At 64.0% G+C, this 17,595-nt stretch carries 17 protein-coding genes; 5 read left to right on the top strand and 12 right to left on the bottom strand.

What is annotated here, in order from left to right; translation table 11 throughout:
* The first annotated feature begins 3 nt into the window (after positions 1-3).
* Positions 4-1,398 (top strand): argininosuccinate lyase, encoded by a 1,395-nt coding sequence (gene argH, locus E0L37_RS01755; protein WP_133490091.1) that lies wholly within the window; start codon positions 4-6, stop codon positions 1,396-1,398.
* Between the two features lie 307 nt (positions 1,399-1,705).
* Here argH and E0L37_RS01750 read toward each other — a convergent pair whose 3' ends face one another.
* The 4 genes from E0L37_RS01750 to E0L37_RS01735 form a co-directional block, all read right to left on the bottom strand.
* Complete coding sequence (locus E0L37_RS01750; RefSeq protein ID WP_133490090.1) at positions 1,706-4,102, bottom strand: TonB-dependent receptor; 2,397 nt, start codon at positions 4,100-4,102, stop codon at positions 1,706-1,708.
* A 67-nt stretch (positions 4,103-4,169) separates the two neighbouring features.
* Entirely contained in the window at positions 4,170-5,189 is a 1,020-nt protein-coding gene (locus tag E0L37_RS01745; RefSeq protein ID WP_133490089.1) for a FecR domain-containing protein, read from the bottom strand.
* The gene (locus E0L37_RS01740) at positions 5,168-5,689 is read right to left on the bottom strand and encodes a sigma-70 family RNA polymerase sigma factor (protein WP_133490088.1); all 522 of its coding nucleotides are present in this window, start codon (positions 5,687-5,689) and stop codon (positions 5,168-5,170) included. Before E0L37_RS01740 ends, E0L37_RS01745 begins: the two co-directional genes overlap by 22 nt.
* Before the next feature lie 94 nt (positions 5,690-5,783).
* The gene (locus E0L37_RS01735; RefSeq protein ID WP_133490087.1) at positions 5,784-6,257 is read right to left on the bottom strand and encodes a hypothetical protein; all 474 of its coding nucleotides are present in this window, start codon (positions 6,255-6,257) and stop codon (positions 5,784-5,786) included.
* A 103-nt stretch (positions 6,258-6,360) separates the two neighbouring features.
* On the opposite strand from E0L37_RS01735, the gene E0L37_RS01730 reads away from it, so the two are divergent.
* Together E0L37_RS01730 and E0L37_RS01725 are read left to right on the top strand one after the other, a co-directional pair.
* Positions 6,361-6,966 (top strand): TetR/AcrR family transcriptional regulator, encoded by a 606-nt coding sequence (locus E0L37_RS01730; RefSeq protein ID WP_133490086.1) that lies wholly within the window; start codon positions 6,361-6,363, stop codon positions 6,964-6,966.
* Between the two features lie 73 nt (positions 6,967-7,039).
* Positions 7,040-7,606, top strand: coding sequence for an NnrU family protein (locus E0L37_RS01725; RefSeq protein WP_133490085.1), 567 nt, complete (start codon positions 7,040-7,042; stop codon positions 7,604-7,606).
* A 244-nt stretch (positions 7,607-7,850) separates the two neighbouring features.
* Here the strand turns inward: E0L37_RS01725 and E0L37_RS01720 are convergent, their stop codons facing one another.
* The 5 genes from E0L37_RS01720 to rnk form a co-directional block, all read right to left on the bottom strand.
* The gene (locus E0L37_RS01720; RefSeq protein WP_133490084.1) at positions 7,851-10,265 is read right to left on the bottom strand and encodes a TonB-dependent siderophore receptor; all 2,415 of its coding nucleotides are present in this window, start codon (positions 10,263-10,265) and stop codon (positions 7,851-7,853) included.
* 71 nt (positions 10,266-10,336) lie between these two features.
* A complete protein-coding gene (locus E0L37_RS01715; RefSeq protein WP_233925490.1) occupies positions 10,337-11,284 on the bottom strand; it encodes a FecR domain-containing protein in 948 nt (315 codons plus the stop codon).
* Positions 11,281-11,808 (bottom strand): sigma-70 family RNA polymerase sigma factor, encoded by a 528-nt coding sequence (locus tag E0L37_RS01710; RefSeq protein ID WP_133490082.1) that lies wholly within the window; start codon positions 11,806-11,808, stop codon positions 11,281-11,283. Before E0L37_RS01710 ends, E0L37_RS01715 begins: the two co-directional genes overlap by 4 nt.
* An 85-nt stretch (positions 11,809-11,893) precedes the next feature.
* Positions 11,894-12,376, bottom strand: coding sequence for a YbaK/EbsC family protein (locus tag E0L37_RS01705; RefSeq protein WP_133490081.1), 483 nt, complete (start codon positions 12,374-12,376; stop codon positions 11,894-11,896).
* A 65-nt stretch (positions 12,377-12,441) separates the two neighbouring features.
* Entirely contained in the window at positions 12,442-12,840 is a 399-nt protein-coding gene (rnk, locus tag E0L37_RS01700; RefSeq protein ID WP_133490080.1) for a nucleoside diphosphate kinase regulator, read from the bottom strand.
* Between the two features lie 318 nt (positions 12,841-13,158).
* Between rnk and E0L37_RS01695 the strand changes: the two genes are divergently transcribed.
* On the top strand, positions 13,159-13,329 hold the full coding sequence (locus tag E0L37_RS01695) for a lipoprotein (RefSeq protein ID WP_133490079.1): 171 nt from the start codon (positions 13,159-13,161) through the stop codon (positions 13,327-13,329).
* Between the two features lie 13 nt (positions 13,330-13,342).
* Positions 13,343-14,584, top strand: coding sequence for a diaminopimelate decarboxylase (gene lysA, locus E0L37_RS01690; protein ID WP_133490078.1), 1,242 nt, complete (start codon positions 13,343-13,345; stop codon positions 14,582-14,584).
* Positions 14,585-14,767: 183 nt separating this feature from the next.
* Here lysA and E0L37_RS01685 read toward each other — a convergent pair whose 3' ends face one another.
* From E0L37_RS01685 to E0L37_RS01675, 3 genes are all read right to left on the bottom strand, one after another.
* Complete coding sequence (locus E0L37_RS01685; RefSeq protein WP_133490077.1) at positions 14,768-15,607, bottom strand: 23S rRNA (adenine(2030)-N(6))-methyltransferase RlmJ; 840 nt, start codon at positions 15,605-15,607, stop codon at positions 14,768-14,770.
* 84 nt (positions 15,608-15,691) lie between these two features.
* A complete protein-coding gene (locus E0L37_RS01680) occupies positions 15,692-16,651 on the bottom strand; it encodes an alpha/beta fold hydrolase (RefSeq protein WP_133490076.1) in 960 nt (319 codons plus the stop codon).
* Between the two features lie 130 nt (positions 16,652-16,781).
* Positions 16,782-17,588, bottom strand: coding sequence for an SDR family oxidoreductase (locus E0L37_RS01675; protein ID WP_133490075.1), 807 nt, complete (start codon positions 17,586-17,588; stop codon positions 16,782-16,784).
* Between the last annotated feature and the right edge of the window lie 7 nt (positions 17,589-17,595).

The raw sequence follows: 17,595 nt of genomic DNA, 5'->3' as shown, positions 1-17,595 counted from the left end.
AAGATGAGCGACAAGCAGCAGCAAAACAAACTCTGGGGCGGCCGCTTCAGCGAATCCACCGACGCCTTCGTGCAGGCGTTCACCGCCAGCGTGTTGTTCGATCAGCGCATGTACCGGCAGGATATCCAGGGCTCCCAGGCCCACGCCACCATGCTGGCGGAAGTCGGCGTGCTCACCACCGAGGAGCGCGACGCCATCCTCCAGGGGCTGGATGAAATCCGCCAGGAGATCGAAGCCGGGGAATTCGCCTGGTCGGTGGCACTGGAAGACGTGCACATGAACATCGAGGCGCGGCTCACCGACAAGATCGGCATCACCGGCAAGAAGCTGCACACCGGCCGCTCCCGCAACGATCAGGTGGCCACCGACATCCGCCTGTGGCTGCGCGATGAGATCGACCAGTTGGACACCGAACTGCTGCGTCTGATGACCGGCCTGCTGGATCTGGCCGAGCGCGAAGCCGCCACCATCATGCCCGGCTTCACCCACCTGCAGACCGCCCAGCCTGTGACCTTCGGCCACCACTTGCTGGCCTGGTTCGAGATGCTCAAACGCGACCGCGAGCGGCTACTGGACTGCCGTAAAAGAGTGAATCGCATGCCCCTGGGCGCCGCCGCGCTGGCCGGCACCACCTACCCGATCCAGCGGGAACGCACCTGCGAGCTGCTTGGTTTCGACGCCGTGTGCGAAAACTCCCTGGACGCGGTCAGCGACCGCGACTTCGCCATCGAGTTCTGTGCCCTGGCGGCGCTGTCCATGACCCACCTGTCACGGATCAGCGAGGAACTGGTGCTGTGGACCAGCGCCCAGTTCAACTTCATCGATCTGCCGGACCGGTTCTGCACCGGCAGCTCGATCATGCCGCAGAAGAAAAACCCGGACGTGCCGGAGTTGGTGCGCGGCAAGACCGGCCGCGTCAACGGCCATCTGATCAGCCTGCTGACCCTGATGAAAAGCCAGCCGCTGGCCTACAACAAGGACAACCAGGAAGACAAGGAACCGCTGTTCGACGCCGTCGACACCCTGGCCGGCAGCCTGCGCGCCTTCGCCGACATGATCCCGGCGCTGGAACCCAACCGGGAAGTGATGCGCGAAGCGGCCCGCCGCGGCTTCGCCACCGCCACCGACCTGGCCGACTACCTGGTGCGCAAGGGCATCCCGTTCCGCGACTCCCACGAAATCGTCGGCAAGGCGGTGGCCTACGGCGTCAGCAAGAAGAAGGACCTGGGCGACATGAGCCTGTCCGAGCTACGCCAGTTCAGCGATCAGATCGATGACGACGTGTTCGAAGTGCTGACTCTGGAAGGCTCGGTGAGTGCCCGCAACCATATCGGCGGCACCGCCCCGGAACAGGTACGCGCCGCCGTGGCCCGCGCCCGCGAGGCGCTCGGCGCCTGAGCCCCAACGCTGTGCGCTGCCATGGCCGCTTCTCACGAACCGGTCCGAGAAACCGCTGTGGGAAGCGGCCATGGCCGCGAATGCCCTCCGGGCCGTTGCCCATTCGCTTGCAAGCAAGCTTCCCACAGCGGCTTGGTAGCATGATCCGTGGGAGCCAGCCTGCTGGCGAATGGCGCGCTAGAGCTTGCAAGGCACCATGGAATCTTCCACAGCCGCCTTGTAGCCATCTCCGAATTCATGTCGCTAAAGCCCTCAAGCGGGCCTTTGTCTTTGGCGGTCCCGCGCACTGCGTATAAGCGCAATACCTTCAGAACTCCGCGCTCACCGACAGCACCGCCGTACGCGGCGCGCCCACGGTGAGCATGCTCCAGCTGTTGACGCTGGCCCAGTAAGCCTTGTCCCCCAGGTTCTGCACGGTGAATCGCACCGTCACCGGGGTTCCGGCCAGGTCCGCCCGGTAACGCGCGCCCACATCCCAGGTGGTCCAGGACGGCAGTTCGCGGTCGTTGCTGCTGTCCAGGTACTGCTCCCCAGTGTGGGTGGCGGACGCCGACAGGGTCAGATTCGGCAGCGGAGCCGGATCCCACTCAACCGTCATGTTGGCTTGAAAATCCGGGACGCCGATCGGCGTATTGCCTTTCTTGGCCGGGTCTTCGCTGCGTGAGTATTCGGCGTCCATGATCATCAACCCGGACATTAACCGGAGACGCTCGGTGAGACGGCCAAACACCATCGCCTCGATGCCCCGGTTGCGCTGTTCACCGCTGCGCCGATAAACCCTGCCGTCCAGTTCCGCCGACGGCTTGGTGATTTGAAACGCATCAAGCGTGGCGCCGAGCCCTCCCCGGTCCAGTTTGACGCCGACTTCGTACTGCTTGGCCACGTACGGCGCCAACGCCTGCCCGCTGTTATCGGCGGTCACCGGCGCAATGTCGCCACGACTGAGCCCTTCGGTGTAATTGCCATAGAACGACACGCCGGACCAGGGCGAGACCACCACCCCGCCGAACAGCGCCGTCGCACCTTTATCGTAATCGTTGGTGAACACCCCGGCGTTGTAGTTATCGGTTTCGATACGCTGGCGGCGAGCCCCCAGCGTCACCTGCAAGCGCCGGTCCAGAAAGGACAGGGTGTCGGCCACCGCCACGCCGCTGAATTCCGATTCGGACAACTTGGGAATACTGCCTGGCCGCGCCACCGTAATTTCCGGGTGCCCCACCGGATCATAAATGTTCGAGTCCCAGCCGTCGGTGGCGTAAACCGCGCCACGCCGGTAAGTTTCCCGGTAACGGCTGACCTGCAATGACATCTCATGGCTCACCCGGGCGGTGTCGAGCAGGGCCCGCAGCCCGACATCGGCGGTACGGCGCTGATTACGGAACAGCATGTAGGATGGGGAATCCTTCACATCACCGGCGCTGTTCTGAATCATCGGATAGCCAAACAGGCGGTCCACCTCACTGTCACCTCCCCCCACGTTGGCGAACAGCATCAACTGATCGTCGAGGTCGTATTCGGCGGACAGCAGCATCGACTGGTCATCCACACTGGACCATTCCCATGCCTGGGTCACGTTGCGCCGGCCGTCGGGCGCACCGGGCAACGGCACGCCATCGGCGATCATCAGTTCTCGGGACGGGGCGTCATAATCCTCGCGCTGGTCCAGCAGATCCAGGCTGGCGCGCAGCCGGTCGCCCTGATAATCCACGGCCAGCGCGGCGTAGCCGGAGGTCCGTTCCTGATTGTCCAAACGGGTGTCTCCGTCAGTATAGCCACCGTTGAAGCGAACGCCCCAGCGGCGTTGCTCACCGAACCGGCGACTCACATCCACGGCGCCGCCGAATTGCCGGTCCTGGGTAAACTGCAGCTCCGCCCGGTTCAGGTCGGTGTCCTGGGCGCGCTTGGGTACGACATTGATGGTGCCGCCGACACTGCTGTTGGGGGACAGGCCGTTGAGCAGGGTGGACGGCCCCTTGAGCACCTCCACCCGTTCGGCGTAACCGGTCAGCACCCGATAGTTGGGCGCCACCCCGAACACACCGTTATAGGATACTTCCCCGGAGTTGCCCTCGTTCATGGCGAATCCGCGGATGAAGAAGGAATCCAGCATGCCGCCGGCACCGCTGGCGTTACGTACCGAGGGATCATTGCGGACCATTTCCGCCACGGTGCGGGCCTGGAGATTATCGATGGTTTCGCGGGTATAGCTGGTGATGTTCACCGGCGCGTCCATATAGTCCTTGTTGCCGAGCATGCCGACCTGTCCGCCGCTGGCGAGCTGACCGCCCTCGTAGGGCACCGGAAGCGCCACCGCCGGTGAACCACCGATACCGGCGCTCACGTCCACCCGGTCCAGCACCTGTGCTTGTTCGGCACGGATCACGTAGACCGCCTCGGCGGCGCGGCGGGCAGTCAGGCCGGTGCCGGCCAGCAACCGGCTCAGGCCTTCGTCCACGGTGTACTCGCCGCGCAAACCGGAGCAATGCTTGCCATCCAGTAAACCGGCCCCGGCCTGCACACTGATGCCGGCAATATCGGCGAAACGATAAAGCGTCGGCGCCAGTGGACCGGAGGACAAAGCGTAGGACTGGCGCGGTGCCGGGTCGGCCAGGGCCAACACCGGCAACAGCAGGAGCAGCACCCACCACGACCGCGCCCATACGGTACGGCGTTGAACGCGGAAAAACGGAAGCATCACGGTCATTACTCGGTTTCCTGAAGAAGTCTTTGCCAGTAAGGACACGCGAAACAGAAAAAGGGGACAGCCGTACTCAGCGAGCGCGCACCGTTACCCAATAGGGCGTCAGGAAGGCCACGTCCACCGGCACCGTGGCCGGCAACGCCGCCAGGATCCGGTCACTGTGATCAAGTTGGAAAGTGCCGCTGATGCGCAGTGCACCGGCACGGTCGTCGCAACGCACCAGGCCATGACGGTAGCGCGCCAGTTCCTTCAGGAAGCGGCTCAAGAGCATGTTGTCGGCCACCAGCCGCCCTTCGGTCCAGGCTGCCAGCTGCGGCCATGCCGTCGTGGTCGGGGTAATCGCCTCATGGCTGAAGCGGGCCTGCTCGCCGGCATGCAACACTCGCGGTGACGCCGATGCCAAAGCATCGCCGGGGCGAATCGCCACAGCGCCTTCGAACACGGCCACCCGGGTGGGCGCCGCCGAGCCGCGCCGTACCAGGAAACGGGTGCCCAGAGCCTCGATCATGCCCTCGCTGGTGCGCACCCGCAGTGGCCGATGCCGTTGCGGTAATGGCGAACCATCGTCCCCACTGGTCACCAGAATTTCGCCGGCATGCAGTTGCAATAAACGCTGCTCGTTATCAAACAACACGTCCAGGGCCGAGTCGGTGTTCAGCATCACCCGGGAACCGTCATCAAGCACCAGCTCACGGCGCTCACCGATACCGGTGCGGTAGCTGGCGCTCCACTCGCTCCAGGGCAAAGCACGTGCCGCCAGGTAGGCCGCCGGCGCCAGGCCGATCAATACCGCCAGATGCTTGAGCGCGCCACGCCGGTCCAGACGCTGGCGGCGATCCAGGGTACGCATGCCAACGTCGGAGGGAATGCGCTCAAAGGTTTCGGCAAGACGCAAGGCCCGCTGCCAGGCCCGTTCGTGATCCGGATGCGCGGCCCGCCAGCGTTCCAGATCAGCCCGTTCGGCCTGGTCCAGACCGGCCTCGCGCCAGCGCAGGAACCAGTCAGCCGCGCGGCGAGCCACCTCCCGCTGCAAAGGCTGGCTGCCGTCCTTGTTTACCCCATCAGAGTTCAGTCCATCAGCAGAATGCATTCTTCCAGGGCCCGGGCCATGTAGCGTTTCACGGTGCGTTCGCTCACCGCCAGGTGTTCGGCGATGACGGCGTAGGTCAGCCCTTCCAGTTGGGACAGGAGAAAAGCGGTGCGCACCTGCTCCGGTAACCGGTCCAGCAGAGCGTCCACTTCCTGCAGCGTCTCCAGCAAGCCCAGCCGCCATTCCGGCGAAGGCGTCTGCTCAGGCGGCAGCAGCGCGAGGGTTTCCTTGTAGGTGCGCTCCAAGGACAGGCGCCGATAGTGGTTCACCAGCAATCGACCGGCCACGGTACTCAGGTAAGCGCGCGGCTCGCGTACCGCCAGCACCCCGTCCCGGTCACGGGCTGTCAGCAGCCGCATGAAGGTGTCCTGGGTCAGATCCTCGGCGCTGTGCGAGCAGTCCAGACGCCGCCGCAACCACCCTCTCAGCCAGCCGGAATGGGAGTGATAGAGCTGGTCGATACGGCGCTCAAAGGCCTCCCTCTCACCGGCGATCGTCATAGCAGTCCCCACCCCAGTCAATAATGCGAATTGTTATCATTATATCACCTTGGTGGAAACCTCCTCCAACATTCCCTATATCGGTCGCCGCGGATCAGGCGTCCCCTGCCAGTCGCCGCCGCAATACGCGGTGCCGGTGAGCAAAGACCTGGCGGATGAACCATCGCGTCAGGGGCGCCGCCAGGCGGGGCTTGAACGTCAGTTGGTCCACCAGCAGATGGCTGTCTGGATCATCATCGCAGGGCAGGATGCGCCGCTCATGACGCCACAGGGCCATGGACCCCATCGGCGACTGTTCCAGGAAGCCCTTGCCCGTGTCCAACGCCAGCAGCGTCATATCCGAATAATCGATGGGCACAACGCCGAACAGGAAAATATAGCTGCGAAACAGCCGTATTCCGGGACGCACATCCACGTCCTCCAGAGAACGGACCCCCTTCGGCGCCGTCATGCGCAGCCACGGACGCAACTCCTCGGCGATGCCATCCACCGAAGTAATCCATTGCCAGATTCGGGATTCCGGTACGGATAAGCGGGATTCAAATCGCAGTGTGACCGGGTCGCTCATGGTTGCTCCTTGCCGGCTATCGGTGGCCGACGTGTTGCACGTCGACACAAACACGAGTAAATCTCACATTTCCGGCTATCCGCCGCTACTCGCATTCACCGCCATGACCGGCATCCGCAAAAAGCCCCGCCAGCAGCGCTCCCGCGCCACCTGGGACGCGATTCTGGAAGCAGCGGCTCAGCTTTTCGGGGAACAGGGCTATACCGGCACCACCACCAACAAGGTGGCCGAGCGGGCCGGTGTCTCGATTGGTTCGCTGTACCAGTATTTTCCCAACAAGGAAGCGCTGCTGCTGGCGCTCAGCGAGCAACACATGGAACACAGCGGCACCGTGTTGCACACCGTGTTCGAGCACCTCGAACGCGAACACCCCGGCCTGGAGGAAACCGTATCGCGATTGGTGGACGCCGCCGTCGAACTGCACCGGCACAATCCGAACATGCACCGTCTGTTGTTCGAACAAACACCGCGCTCCCCAACGTTGATGGCGCGTTTCCAGCGGCTGGAAAGCCTGATGGCGGCGGCGGTGGGGGCGCAACTGCGGCGCCTCGGCGTCGCCGGGCCACGCCCCGAGGCACGGGCGTTGCTGCTGGTGCAGTCATTGGAAGCGCAAATTCATGGCGCGGTTCTCTCTCCCCCTGACGGCGCCGACACGGATACGCTGGTGACGGAAATCAAAGCGCTGTGCGTGGCGTCGCTGGCGTCCTGACCTGCCCCCGCGCCGCCAAACCCGCTATGCTCCAGGCTGACATCGCCACCCATCACAATAAGGGAAGCCAGTCATGACAATAATGATTATCGGCCTCGTGCTGTTTCTTGGCGTTCATTCCGTACGTATCTTCGCCGAGCCCTGGCGTCAGGTACGGATTCAACGGCTGGGCGAACCCGCCTGGAAGGGGATCTATTCACTGGTGGCCCTGGCCGGGCTGGTATTGACGATCTGGGGGTACGGTCAGACCCGGCTTGATCCTGTGTTTGTCTGGAATCCGCCGATGGCGCTGCGCCATCTCACCGTGCTGCTGATGATTCCGGCGCTGATTCTGCTGGTGGCGGCCTATGTCCCCGGCAACGCCATCAAGGCCCGCCTGGGCCACCCGATGATGCTGTCAGTGAAGGTCTGGGCCCTGGCTCACCTGCTGTCCAACGGCCGGCTCGGCGATATTGTTCTGTTCGCGGCCTTCCTGGTCTGGGCGATTATGGCATTCCGCGCCGCCCGCCGGCGGGAGCCGGCCAGCGGTGCCGGCGGCCGGTCCAGCGCCACCATTACCACCGTGGTAGTGGGGCTGGTGGCCTATGGTCTGTTCGCCGCTTTCCTGCATCCCTGGTTGATCGGCGTGCCGGTGATGTGATTCCCCATTAAAAGATTCATCGCAGATTAGCGGGAAGGGTTTCTCTTCAATCCTGGATATTTCTTTCTAGCGGGGGAGCGTTGCCGGTCCTGGAATGCCCTGACCGGCGACACTCCGCGAGATCCGAAACGCCCAGCTTCGAATTGACGACGGTGAAAAGAAAAAAGAACCCTCGGTTGGCTGTGACCGAGGGCCTTGCGGTATCCCATCACAAAGAATCGATGTCCGACTAACCCGCAGCCCGTTAGAAGGCGTGGCGCACGGTAAGCGTGACGCTGCGCGGCTCGCCGAAATAGGTCTGCCGGGTTCCCCCCAGGCTGGCGTAATAGTACTCGTCGAAAAGGTTATCGATGGTGAGCGTGACCTCCGACCCGGGGGCGTATTCATAGCCCGCCTGCAGGGTCGCCACAGTGTAGTGCTCCTGGGTCGACCGAATCCCCGAAGTCTCATACCAGATCTTGCTCTGCGCCCGCACGCCGCCACCAACGGACAAGCTATTCAGGGCCCCCGGCGCGAACCGGTAACGGGTCCAGAGGGTGAAGGCGTGCCGCGGGGTCTGGCTGCTGAACACCCCTTCCCCACCTTCCTTGAATTCGGTCTCTGTGTAGGTGTAACCGGCCTTGAGGTTCCAGCGCGGCAGAATCTCGCCGCTGATCTCAATCTCGCCCCCCTGGCTGACCACTTCCCCGGAGGCGATGGCGAACCCGGCACCGGGGGGCGCGGCGGGATCGGTCATCGAGCGATTGCGGTCCTCGATACGGAACAGGGCGACATGGGCGTTCAGACGACGCTCGAACGATTCGCCCTTGAGGCCGATCTCGTATTGCCGGCCCTCTCTCGGCTCGAGAAGATCGCCGTCGCGCCCCTGCGAGGTCTGCGGCGCGAAAATCGTGCTGTAGCTGCCGTATACCGACACTCTGGGGATCAGGTCGTAGAGCACGCCGGCGTAGGGCACGAATTCCCTGGGCAGACTTTGCGCCGCCCCCGGTCTCACCCGGTCACTGGTCTTCCACCAGGCCAGGCGCCCGCCCAGTAACACCGTGGTGCGTTGCCAGGGCCGCAGGCGGACCTGACCGTAGAAGGCGGATTGATCGGTCTTGGTCTCCCGGTTGTTGCGCACCACCAGGTCCGGCTCGGGCACGTGGACATCGGGATCGAAGATGTCCTGATTGACCCCGCCCTGCCCGTAGGAGTCGCTGCTGTAGCCGTTGTCGGTGCGGTTACGTTGCCAGGACACTCCCAGCAGCGCCTCGTGCTGGCCGCCGAAGGCACTGAACGGCAGGTTCAGGCGCGCATCCAGTCCGGTATCCACCTCCTCGGTTTCAATGGCGATGGGTAACATCAGCACTTCGCCAGTATCCGGGTCGATCGGCGTCGCCCCCCAGCCCAGATGCTTGCTGTCGGAGCGGCGGTGTGAGCGGCGCGCGCTCACCGTGGCCTGCCCGCCCCCCTTCAGTGTATGCGCCAGTTCGGCGAAGTAGCTGGTCATGCCTTCATCCTTCTGGTTCCAGTCGGCGCCAACAAAGGTGGACCGGGGCAGATGGGCCAGCGTTCCATCGGGGTAGACCGAAACACCATAAAAAGGCCGGTGATCCCCGCTCTGGTGAGCCCCTCCCAGGGTCAGGGTGGTGGCGTCCCCAAGGTCCTGGGAGACGGTGCCGAACACCACTTTTTTCCTCGAAGACACATAATCGGTGAAGGACTGGCGGTCGTCATGGACCGCCACCGCCCGGCCACGCAGGGAACCGTCCGCATTGAGCGGACCGGTAACATCCAGCTCTCCCCGGTAGGCATCCCAGGAACCCGCCGACAGGCTGCCTTTGGCCTGGAACTGACGCTGAGCCCGTTTGCGCACGAAATTCACCGTGCCACCAGGGTCACCGGCACCGTCAAGCAGCCCCGACGGGCCGCGCCAGATCTCCACCCGGTCATAGAGCGCCAGGTCGAAAAAGCTGCTGCTCCAACTGCCCTTGCCAGCGCTAACCGGCATGCCGTCGACCTGATAGTTACTGAAGTCATAGCCCCGCGCCGAAATATTGTCAGTGCCGGTACCGTAGTGTCTGACGGTGACCCCGGTGGCGTAGCGCATGGCTTCGCTGACGGTGTGGGCGTTTTGCTCGTCCAGTTGCTGGCGGGTTACCACCGACACGGACTGCGGTGTCTCACGCAGGGATTGGGCGGTCCTGCCGATGGTGATGGCTTCCGTGGTATAGGCGCCGGTCCCTTCGCTACGGCCGGCGTCCACCGCCGCGACGCCGCCGCGCACCGAAACCGGCGCCAGCCGGCGTGCTTGCGGCTCGGTCACGATAGTAACGTTCCTCTCACCATCGAAATCCGCGCTCAAACCGGTTCCGGACAACAACCGCCTCAGCCCTTCCCTCGGGGTATAGACGCCCCGCAAACCAGCACTGGTCTTGCCGGCGGTGAGCCCGGCGTCGGCGGAAAGCACCAGGCCGGCGGCAATGGCGAAGCGGTTAAGCACACCATCGAGGGCACCGCCTGCGATATCGAAACGCAGAGCGGAGCTTTCCTGCGCGGGCCCGTTTTGGGCCTGGGCGGGAACGGATAGCAAGGGCGCGATGGACAAGGCGGCAAAGGCGCAAGTCCGCAACACTCTCAGTAATGAGCGTCGCGGGGCGCGGCAACAGGTTACCAACATGGTGTCCCCTTATTGGTGTCGTCGAAATTCAGTGTCTTCTACCTGTTTTCCGAACGAGCCCCGCCACCCCCTCAATGTTTTTTTTCGATGCGCACCCAGAATGGGGTGTAGTACGTCACCTTCACCGGCAGCGCCCGGGCCAGTGCCGCCAATGCCTGATCCGTGTCAGTGAGCGGAAAGACACCGGTAACCCGCAGCGCCGCCACCTCGGGTTCACAGTCCACCAGCCCATGGCGATAACGGGCCAGTTCCGCCGAAAACCCGGCCACCGTCATGCGCTCGGCAATCAGCCGGCCGTGCTCCCATTCCGCCGCGCCCGCCGGCAGCGTGGACACCGGGGCAATACCGTCCGCTGCAAAGGTCGCTTGCCGCCCCGCGGGCAGAACCACCGGATCAGCACCGCTTTGCCGCCATTCCACCAAACCTTCGAACACGCCCACGTGCGTCGCTCTCCCCATAAGGCGCACGGAAAAGCGGGTACCCAGAGGGCGGATGACACCGCTGCCGGCGTGCACGCGAAACGGGCGAGCTTCGCTGGCGCCGGTGGTTATCAGGACTTCTCCACGGCGCAGCAGAAGATCCCGCGTGGTTTCATTGAAGCGCACGTCAACGGCGCTATCGGTGTTCAGCACCAGGCGGGTACCGTCGGCCAGCACCACGACCCGGGTCTCCCCCACCCCCGAAGCGTAATCGGCCCATTGCCGCTGCCACAGTCCCGAGCGCACGCCACCGTAGCCCAGCGCCCCGGACAACAGCGTCACCGCGCCCCAGCCGAGCAGTTGGCGCCGGGACAGCGTCCCCCGCCGCTCCAGCAAATCACTGCGGGAGGCATGGGACGGCAGGGACAGGAAGGCGTTCTGCAAAGCGGTCATCTGCTGCCAGACCCATTCATGATGAGGGTCCGCCCGCCGCCAGCGGTCACAGGCCTGATGATCCGCCTCGGTGACATCCTCGCTGCCCAAACGGGCCAGCCAACGGCCAGCCTCCCGCACCACCAGCGGATCCACTCGGGCGGTCACGGCCGCGACTCCAACGCGGCGATGAAACAGACCTCCAGCGCCCGGGCAATGTATTTCTCCACCGAGGACACGGAAACCTCGAGCCGTTGCGCGATTTGCGGATAGGACAGGCCATCCAGGCGAGACAGGAGAAAGGCTCGCCGGGGCTTGGCCGGCAACTTATGCAGCAGAGCATCAATGCGCACGAGAGTATCGATCACCTCGGCCCGGATTTCCTCCGACGGCACTTCCGGCTCAGGCAGGGCGTGCAGCGCGTCCCGGTAGGCGGCTTCGATACGGCGGCGGCGATGGAGATCGACCATCAAGCCACTGGCGATCCGCCTCAGGTGACGGCGGGATTGCTCCGGCTCGGGCAGATAGCCCCGCACCAGCAAACGCACATAGGTATCCTGAGCCAGGTCCGCGGCGGTATGGGAGCAACCCAGGCGGGCCTGTAACCAGGACGACAGCCAGCCGTGATGGTCCACATAGAGGGTGCCCAGCTGTTTACGCAGCCGAGTGCCGGCCACTTTGCCCTGTGCCATGCCGGTGTCCGAAGGAAGAGGTGAAGCGCAGAGAATAAATAATAAGCATTCTCATCGCAAATCTCCCCCAGGACCGATGGCGCAATCACTCCCCGTTGGCGGGTTCCGGCAATTGACAGACGTCCACCCACTCGCCTTCCACCAGTTCCACCAGCCGCCGCGGCGCGATGCGCACCGCGCTGTGGGTGGCACCAGCGGCGGGAATCACTTCGTCGTAGACGCGCAGGGATTGGTCACAATACACCGGCAGCGGCGTGGCCAGCCCGAAAGGACAGACGCCGCCCACCGGGTGGCCGGTGAGCGCCAAGACGGTCTCCGCGTCGAGCATTTTCGCTTTGCCCTCGAATACCGCGCGCATTTTGCGGTTATCGATACGGGCGTCGCCGCGGGCCACCACCAGGACTTCCCGCTCACCGACCCGGAACGCCAGCGTTTTGGCGATCTGTCCGGGCTCGACACCGTGTGCCCGGGCGGCCAGCGCCACCGTGGCGGTGCTGGTGTCCAGCTCGATGATGCGAATCTCCGGTGCTTTTTCGGTGAAAAACGCGCGCACGCTATCCAGGCTCATGGCGGCTATCTCTCCAGGTAATGAAAACGGCAGGGTCGGCAACGCCGGGCGCAGGCCCGGCGCGATCACAGATCGTAGTCGCCGGCGGCTTCCGGCTGGTACTCCACTTCAAGGATGACGATACGCAGGGTGCGGCCGTTACGGCCCGGCCAGTCGATGCTCTGCCCCTTGGACAATCCCAGCAAGGCCGCGCCCACCGGCGCCAATACCGACACCGTGTCTGGCTTACCCGCGTCTTGCGGGTACACCAGTGTCACCGACCACTCCCGGCCGCTGTTTTCCTCGCGGCAGCGGACCCGGGAGTTCATCGTCACCACATCCGCCGGCATGCTGCGAGGGTCCACCACCGTGGCCCGTAGCAGTTCGTCTTCCAATCCCAGTACCTGGTCATCATCCAGGTCGTCCAGCAGCGGTTCGATACGGCTGACATCCAATCGCGACACCGTAATGGGTGGCGGCAACATGTTCATACTCCTGTGGAAGCGCCCCTCTCGCGGAGCGCGGGCAAAACATCACCGGCAACGACTTTTCACATCACCCCGGTGACCGTCCGGAAATGACCGCCATGGACAGCGGCCACTATAAAAACGGCGTTCCGATGGGAACGCCGCAGGGTTGTTGTTCTCTGATATTAGGCCAGTGGTGTTTTTTGGCAAGTCCATCGATGCCCTTCGTCGCCCGCCGCGCGCAGCCAATCACCAGAAACCCGGCCGCCACGGTATTAACCGCCCCCTGGAAACCGCTATACTCGCCGCATTCAACGCTGTATCCCGGAGCCTTTCATGCGTGCATTGAGCCTGTTGGTGCTGGTGCTGTTGAGCGGTTGCGGCCAGAAAGGCCCGCTCTACTTCGCCGAGCCGGCCCCGCCGCCCCAACCCCAGGATCAACCGTCGACGCCGGAACAGGCGCCGGCCGAGGACCAAGACGACGATTCGGACCAGGACCCGCATTAACAGGATGAGCCCCATGGATCATTTTCCCTACCGCGACGGCACCCTGTACGTCGAGGAACTGCCTCTGGCATTGCTGGCCGAACGCTTTGGCACCCCGCTGTATGTGTATTCCCGGGCGGCCCTGGAAACACACTACCGCGCCTTCGATGACGCCTTTGGCGATCACCCCCATCAGGTTTGCTACGCGGTGAAGGCCAACAGCAACGTGGCGGTGCTCAATGTACTGGCCCGCTGCGGCGCCGGGTTCGACATCGTTTCCGGCGGCGAGTTGGAGCGGGTGCTGCGCGCTGGCGGTGCTCCGGACAAGATCGTTTTCTCCGGCGTCGGCAAGACCGCCGACGAGATGGCCCGGGCCCTGCAGGTCGGCATTCACTGTTTCAACGTGGAATCGGCGGCGGAACTGGAACTGCTCAACCTGGTGGCCGGCGAACTGGGCCAGCAAGCGCCCATCGCCATCCGTGTCAATCCGGACGTCGACGCCCAGACCCATCCGTATATCTCGACCGGCCTCAAGGAAAACAAATTCGGCGTCGATATCCGCAAGGCGCCGGCGCTGTATCAGCGGGCGGCGGAACTGCCGCACATCCGGATTCTCGGCATCGACTGCCACATCGGCAGCCAGTTGACCCGTCTGGAGCCGTTCGAGGACGCACTGGAGCGGGTGCTGGCATTGCTGACCGAACTGCAGGAACTGGGCATCGAGATCCATCATCTGGATCTGGGCGGCGGTCTCGGTGTCACCTACAACGATGAGACGCCACCGGCCCATGAGGACTACGTGGCCGCTCTGCTGCGGCATATTCCCGGCGAATTGCCGGTGCACATCGAACCGGGCCGCGCCATCGCCGCCAATGCCGGCGTGTTTCTGACCCAGGTGCTGTTCCTGAAGCCCACCGAGCATCGCAACTTCGCCATCGTCGACGGCGCCATGAACGATCTGATCCGCCCCAGTCTCTACTCCGCCTGGCAGGACATCGTGCCGGTGACGCCGCACGAGGCGGATTGCAGGGACTGGGATATCGTCGGTCCGGTGTGCGAAACCGGCGACTTCCTCGGCAAGGACCGGGCCCTGGCGCTGGAAGCCGGCGATCTGCTGGCGGTGCGCTCCGCCGGCGCCTACGGTTTCGCCATGGCCAGCAACTACAACAGCCGTGGCCGGCCCGCGGAGATTCTGGTGGATGGCGATCAGGCCTTCGTGGTGCGTCAGCGGGAAACCATCGAGGATCAGCTCAAGCTGGAAACGCTGCTGCCCTGAAGAGACTACGGACGCCAGGCATCGCGGTCAGCGGTCCATTACTGTTCCACACCGTTGAGGAACAGACCGCCTGCGCTGATTCGCTGCCAAGGCAGCTTCCCACGGCGGCTTCGTAGCCCTCTCTGTGGGAAGCTGCCTTGGCAGCGAATCAGCCGGCCCACGCGTCTCGATACCGCTGCTCGCTCACTCTCCAGTAAGCCGCGCCACCCGATGGTGGCCGTGACCATCCCCCAGCGCCGCCTGCAACACCGGCATCACCTGCTCCATGTTACCGGCCAGGGTATAAGGCGGATTGACCACCAGCATTCCGGAGCCGGTCATGCCACGTCCACTGGCGTCGGCGCGGACACAGCATTCCACCCGCAACAGATTCGGCATGTCCGCCTCCACGAACCGACGCACGAAGCGCTCGGTACGGTTGCGCTCCAACACCGGATACCAGATCGCGTAGGTGGCGGTGGCGAATTTGCGCAGCGCCAGACGCACCGCTTCCACCACCTGGGTGTAATCCGCTTCCAGTTCGTAGGACGGATCGATCAGGACCAATCCACGACGGTGTGTTGGCGGCAGCAACGCCTTCATGCCCTGCCAGGCATCCTGTTTCTCCACCCGCACTCTTCTGTCTCCAGCGAACTCCCGCCGCAGTAGTTCAAAGTCGGTGCCGTGCAGTTCCGTACATTGCAGGCGGTCCTGCTCACGCAGCAGGTGGGCGGCAATCAGGGGGGATCCGGGGTAATGGCTCAGACGCCCCACCGGATTGAGTTGCGCCACCACCGACAGATAACGGTCCACCGCCGCCACGCCGGTACGCATACCGAACAGACGGGCGATACCGTCCACATACTCGCCGGTTTTTTGCATGTGCGCATCGTCAATGGCATAGCGCCCGGCGCCGCCGTGGGTATCGTGCACCGTGAACGGCTTGGGTTTGAGCCGCAGATAATCGAGGATCGCCACTTCCACCAGATGCTTGAGGACATCGGCGAAACTGCCGGCGTGATAACTGTGACGGTAACTGAGCATGGCGGATCCCGAGGCGGTAAACCGGCATTGTACGCGGGGAGCAACCAATGCGCCTATCTTCGGACCACCCCGGCTTTCCCGGCCTCAGACCGGCGGCAAGGCCCGCATGCTGCGCTGGATGAAATCCGTGGTCACATCCGGCTGGGTCAGCGGCAACATGTGGCCGCCTTCGATGAGTTCCAGCTCCACTCTGTCCGGGAATCGGTCCACCATCCCCTGCCCCTGCTCCCGGGGATCGAGAATGCGGTCGCCACGACCATAGAGAATCCGCACCGGCACTTGCAGATCAGCGTAGCGCTGCTGCAGCGCCGGCACCACGCCATCCAGTGCCAGCAAATCCTGTGACGCCGCGATGAAATGGCTGGGTCTCAGGCCGAGCGCTCCACCGCCGCGTATGGCATAGTCGGCCGGCACCGTTTCCGGCCCGAACACGATATCCAGCACCTTTTCGCGATAACGCATGGCCATCGGCACCATCAAGGTCCAGGCCACCAATTGGCGCAACCAGGACGGGCGTATGCCCAGGGCGGCAAACGCCTTGGAGGGCCCCGCGGCGGGCATATGGGTCAACGGCGCGATCAGTGCCAGCCCCCGCACCTTGTCCGGATGCCGCAACGCGGTGGCCAGCGACAGGGCTCCGCCCAGCGAGTGCCCCACCAGCATCGGCTTACCCAGTTGCAAGGCGTCGATGACACCAGCCACCACATCGGCCTGAACCACCAGGGACGCGGAAGAGCGCGCCGCGCGCTCCGAATAACCGCTGCCAGGGCGGTCAATGGCCACCACCCGGTAGTCCTTGGCCAGCTCTCCCAGCACTTTGTAGGAGAAGTGCTGGGAAACCCCGCTCAGCCCATGGATCAGCAACAGGGTTTCCGGTCCACTGCCTTGCTCGATGTAGTGAATGCGGTTGCCCATGACCGTGATGAAACGACCCTCCGGCGGCAAGCCGAACCGTACTTTGCGCACTGTCATCACGGTAAACACGAAAAGTCCCAACGCGATCAGCAGCACCAGGATCAACACGCCACTCAGCAGGTATCCCATATCCGTTTCCTTTTTTCCTGGGCGTTTCTGGCAACCGCCCCGTCACCCCGGGGCGAGCCCCGGAATCCCCTCTGGGGGAGCACCACTTAGTATATGGAGAGAGGCCGGTTCCAGTCCGGCATGAGGTTCCTCAGCCACTCAGTCCCGGAATCAACCGCCAGTAACTCACCGGCATCAAACGCTCCAGCCAGGACAGGACAAGCGCGTCATTGCCGACGATCACCCGGGCTTTGTCCTTGAGAATGCCGTTGACGATGATTCGCGCCGCTTTCGAGGGCAGCATGCGCAGCAGCTTGCGGGCGCGCTCCCGCCGGATCGTCCACTCCCGTTCAGTGATCCCTTCCGGCACCCTGGCGCTGTCGGCAATGGCGGTGGCGATACCACCGGGGTGCACCACCGTTACACCGACGGGGCCGCCGTTCAATTCCAGACGCAGCGCATTGGAAAACCCCCTCACCGCGAATTTACTGGCACAGTAGGCGGTCTGTCCGGCCGGGCTGATCAAACCGAACAGGCTGGACACATTGACGATCCTGGCCGCCGGCCGCTGCCGCAGCAGAGGCAGGAAAGCCCGGGTCATGCACACCACCGCATCGAAGTTGATCGCCATCAGCCAGTCGAAATTTTCCACCGACACCTGTTCGAAATGGCCGCCGAGCGCCACACCGGCGTTGTTGATCAGCAGATCGACCTGACCGTGCGCGGCCACCACCTGCTCCGGCAGCACCGCGACGGCGGTCCGGTCCGCCACATCCAGAGGATGCGCCGTCACCGTGACACCGCGCTCCCGTGCCTGACTGGCGATGTCCTCAAGACTGTCCGCATTGATATCCGCCAGCGCCAGGTGGCAACCCCGATCCGCCAACGCCAGAGCCAGCGCGCGGCCTATGCCGCTACCCGCTCCGGTCAGCACCGCGACCTTCCCCTCGATCTTCATATCCGGT

The sequence above is a fragment of the Alcanivorax sp. 24 genome (genome assembly GCF_004360225.1).
GTDB lineage: Bacteria > Pseudomonadota > Gammaproteobacteria > Pseudomonadales > Alcanivoracaceae > Alloalcanivorax > Alloalcanivorax xiamenensis.
Note: the sequence above shows the minus strand (reverse complement) of the source record. Positions and strands in the feature narration are given on the sequence as shown.

Coding starts and splice junctions, on each gene's coding strand:
- rnk (WP_133490080.1), bottom strand. CDS start 12,840: ATGTTGCCGCCACCCATTACGGTGTCGCGATTGGATGTCAGCCGTATC.
- E0L37_RS01745 (WP_133490089.1), bottom strand. CDS start 5,189: ATGCATTCTGCTGATGGACTGAACTCTGATGGGGTAAACAAGGACGGC.
- E0L37_RS01725 (WP_133490085.1), top strand. CDS start 7,040: ATGACAATAATGATTATCGGCCTCGTGCTGTTTCTTGGCGTTCATTCC.
- E0L37_RS01720 (WP_133490084.1), bottom strand. CDS start 10,265: ATGTTGGTAACCTGTTGCCGCGCCCCGCGACGCTCATTACTGAGAGTG.
- E0L37_RS01740 (WP_133490088.1), bottom strand. CDS start 5,689: ATGACGATCGCCGGTGAGAGGGAGGCCTTTGAGCGCCGTATCGACCAG.
- E0L37_RS01705 (WP_133490081.1), bottom strand. CDS start 12,376: ATGAGCCTGGATAGCGTGCGCGCGTTTTTCACCGAAAAAGCACCGGAG.
- E0L37_RS01695 (WP_133490079.1), top strand. CDS start 13,159: ATGCGTGCATTGAGCCTGTTGGTGCTGGTGCTGTTGAGCGGTTGCGGC.
- E0L37_RS01735 (WP_133490087.1), bottom strand. CDS start 6,257: ATGAGCGACCCGGTCACACTGCGATTTGAATCCCGCTTATCCGTACCG.
- E0L37_RS01710 (WP_133490082.1), bottom strand. CDS start 11,808: ATGGCACAGGGCAAAGTGGCCGGCACTCGGCTGCGTAAACAGCTGGGC.
- E0L37_RS01675 (WP_133490075.1), bottom strand. CDS start 17,588: ATGAAGATCGAGGGGAAGGTCGCGGTGCTGACCGGAGCGGGTAGCGGC.
- lysA (WP_133490078.1), top strand. CDS start 13,343: ATGGATCATTTTCCCTACCGCGACGGCACCCTGTACGTCGAGGAACTG.
- argH (WP_133490091.1), top strand. CDS start 4: ATGAGCGACAAGCAGCAGCAAAACAAACTCTGGGGCGGCCGCTTCAGC.
- E0L37_RS01730 (WP_133490086.1), top strand. CDS start 6,361: ATGACCGGCATCCGCAAAAAGCCCCGCCAGCAGCGCTCCCGCGCCACC.
- E0L37_RS01685 (WP_133490077.1), bottom strand. CDS start 15,607: ATGCTCAGTTACCGTCACAGTTATCACGCCGGCAGTTTCGCCGATGTC.
- E0L37_RS01750 (WP_133490090.1), bottom strand. CDS start 4,102: ATGACCGTGATGCTTCCGTTTTTCCGCGTTCAACGCCGTACCGTATGG.
- E0L37_RS01680 (WP_133490076.1), bottom strand. CDS start 16,651: ATGGGATACCTGCTGAGTGGCGTGTTGATCCTGGTGCTGCTGATCGCG.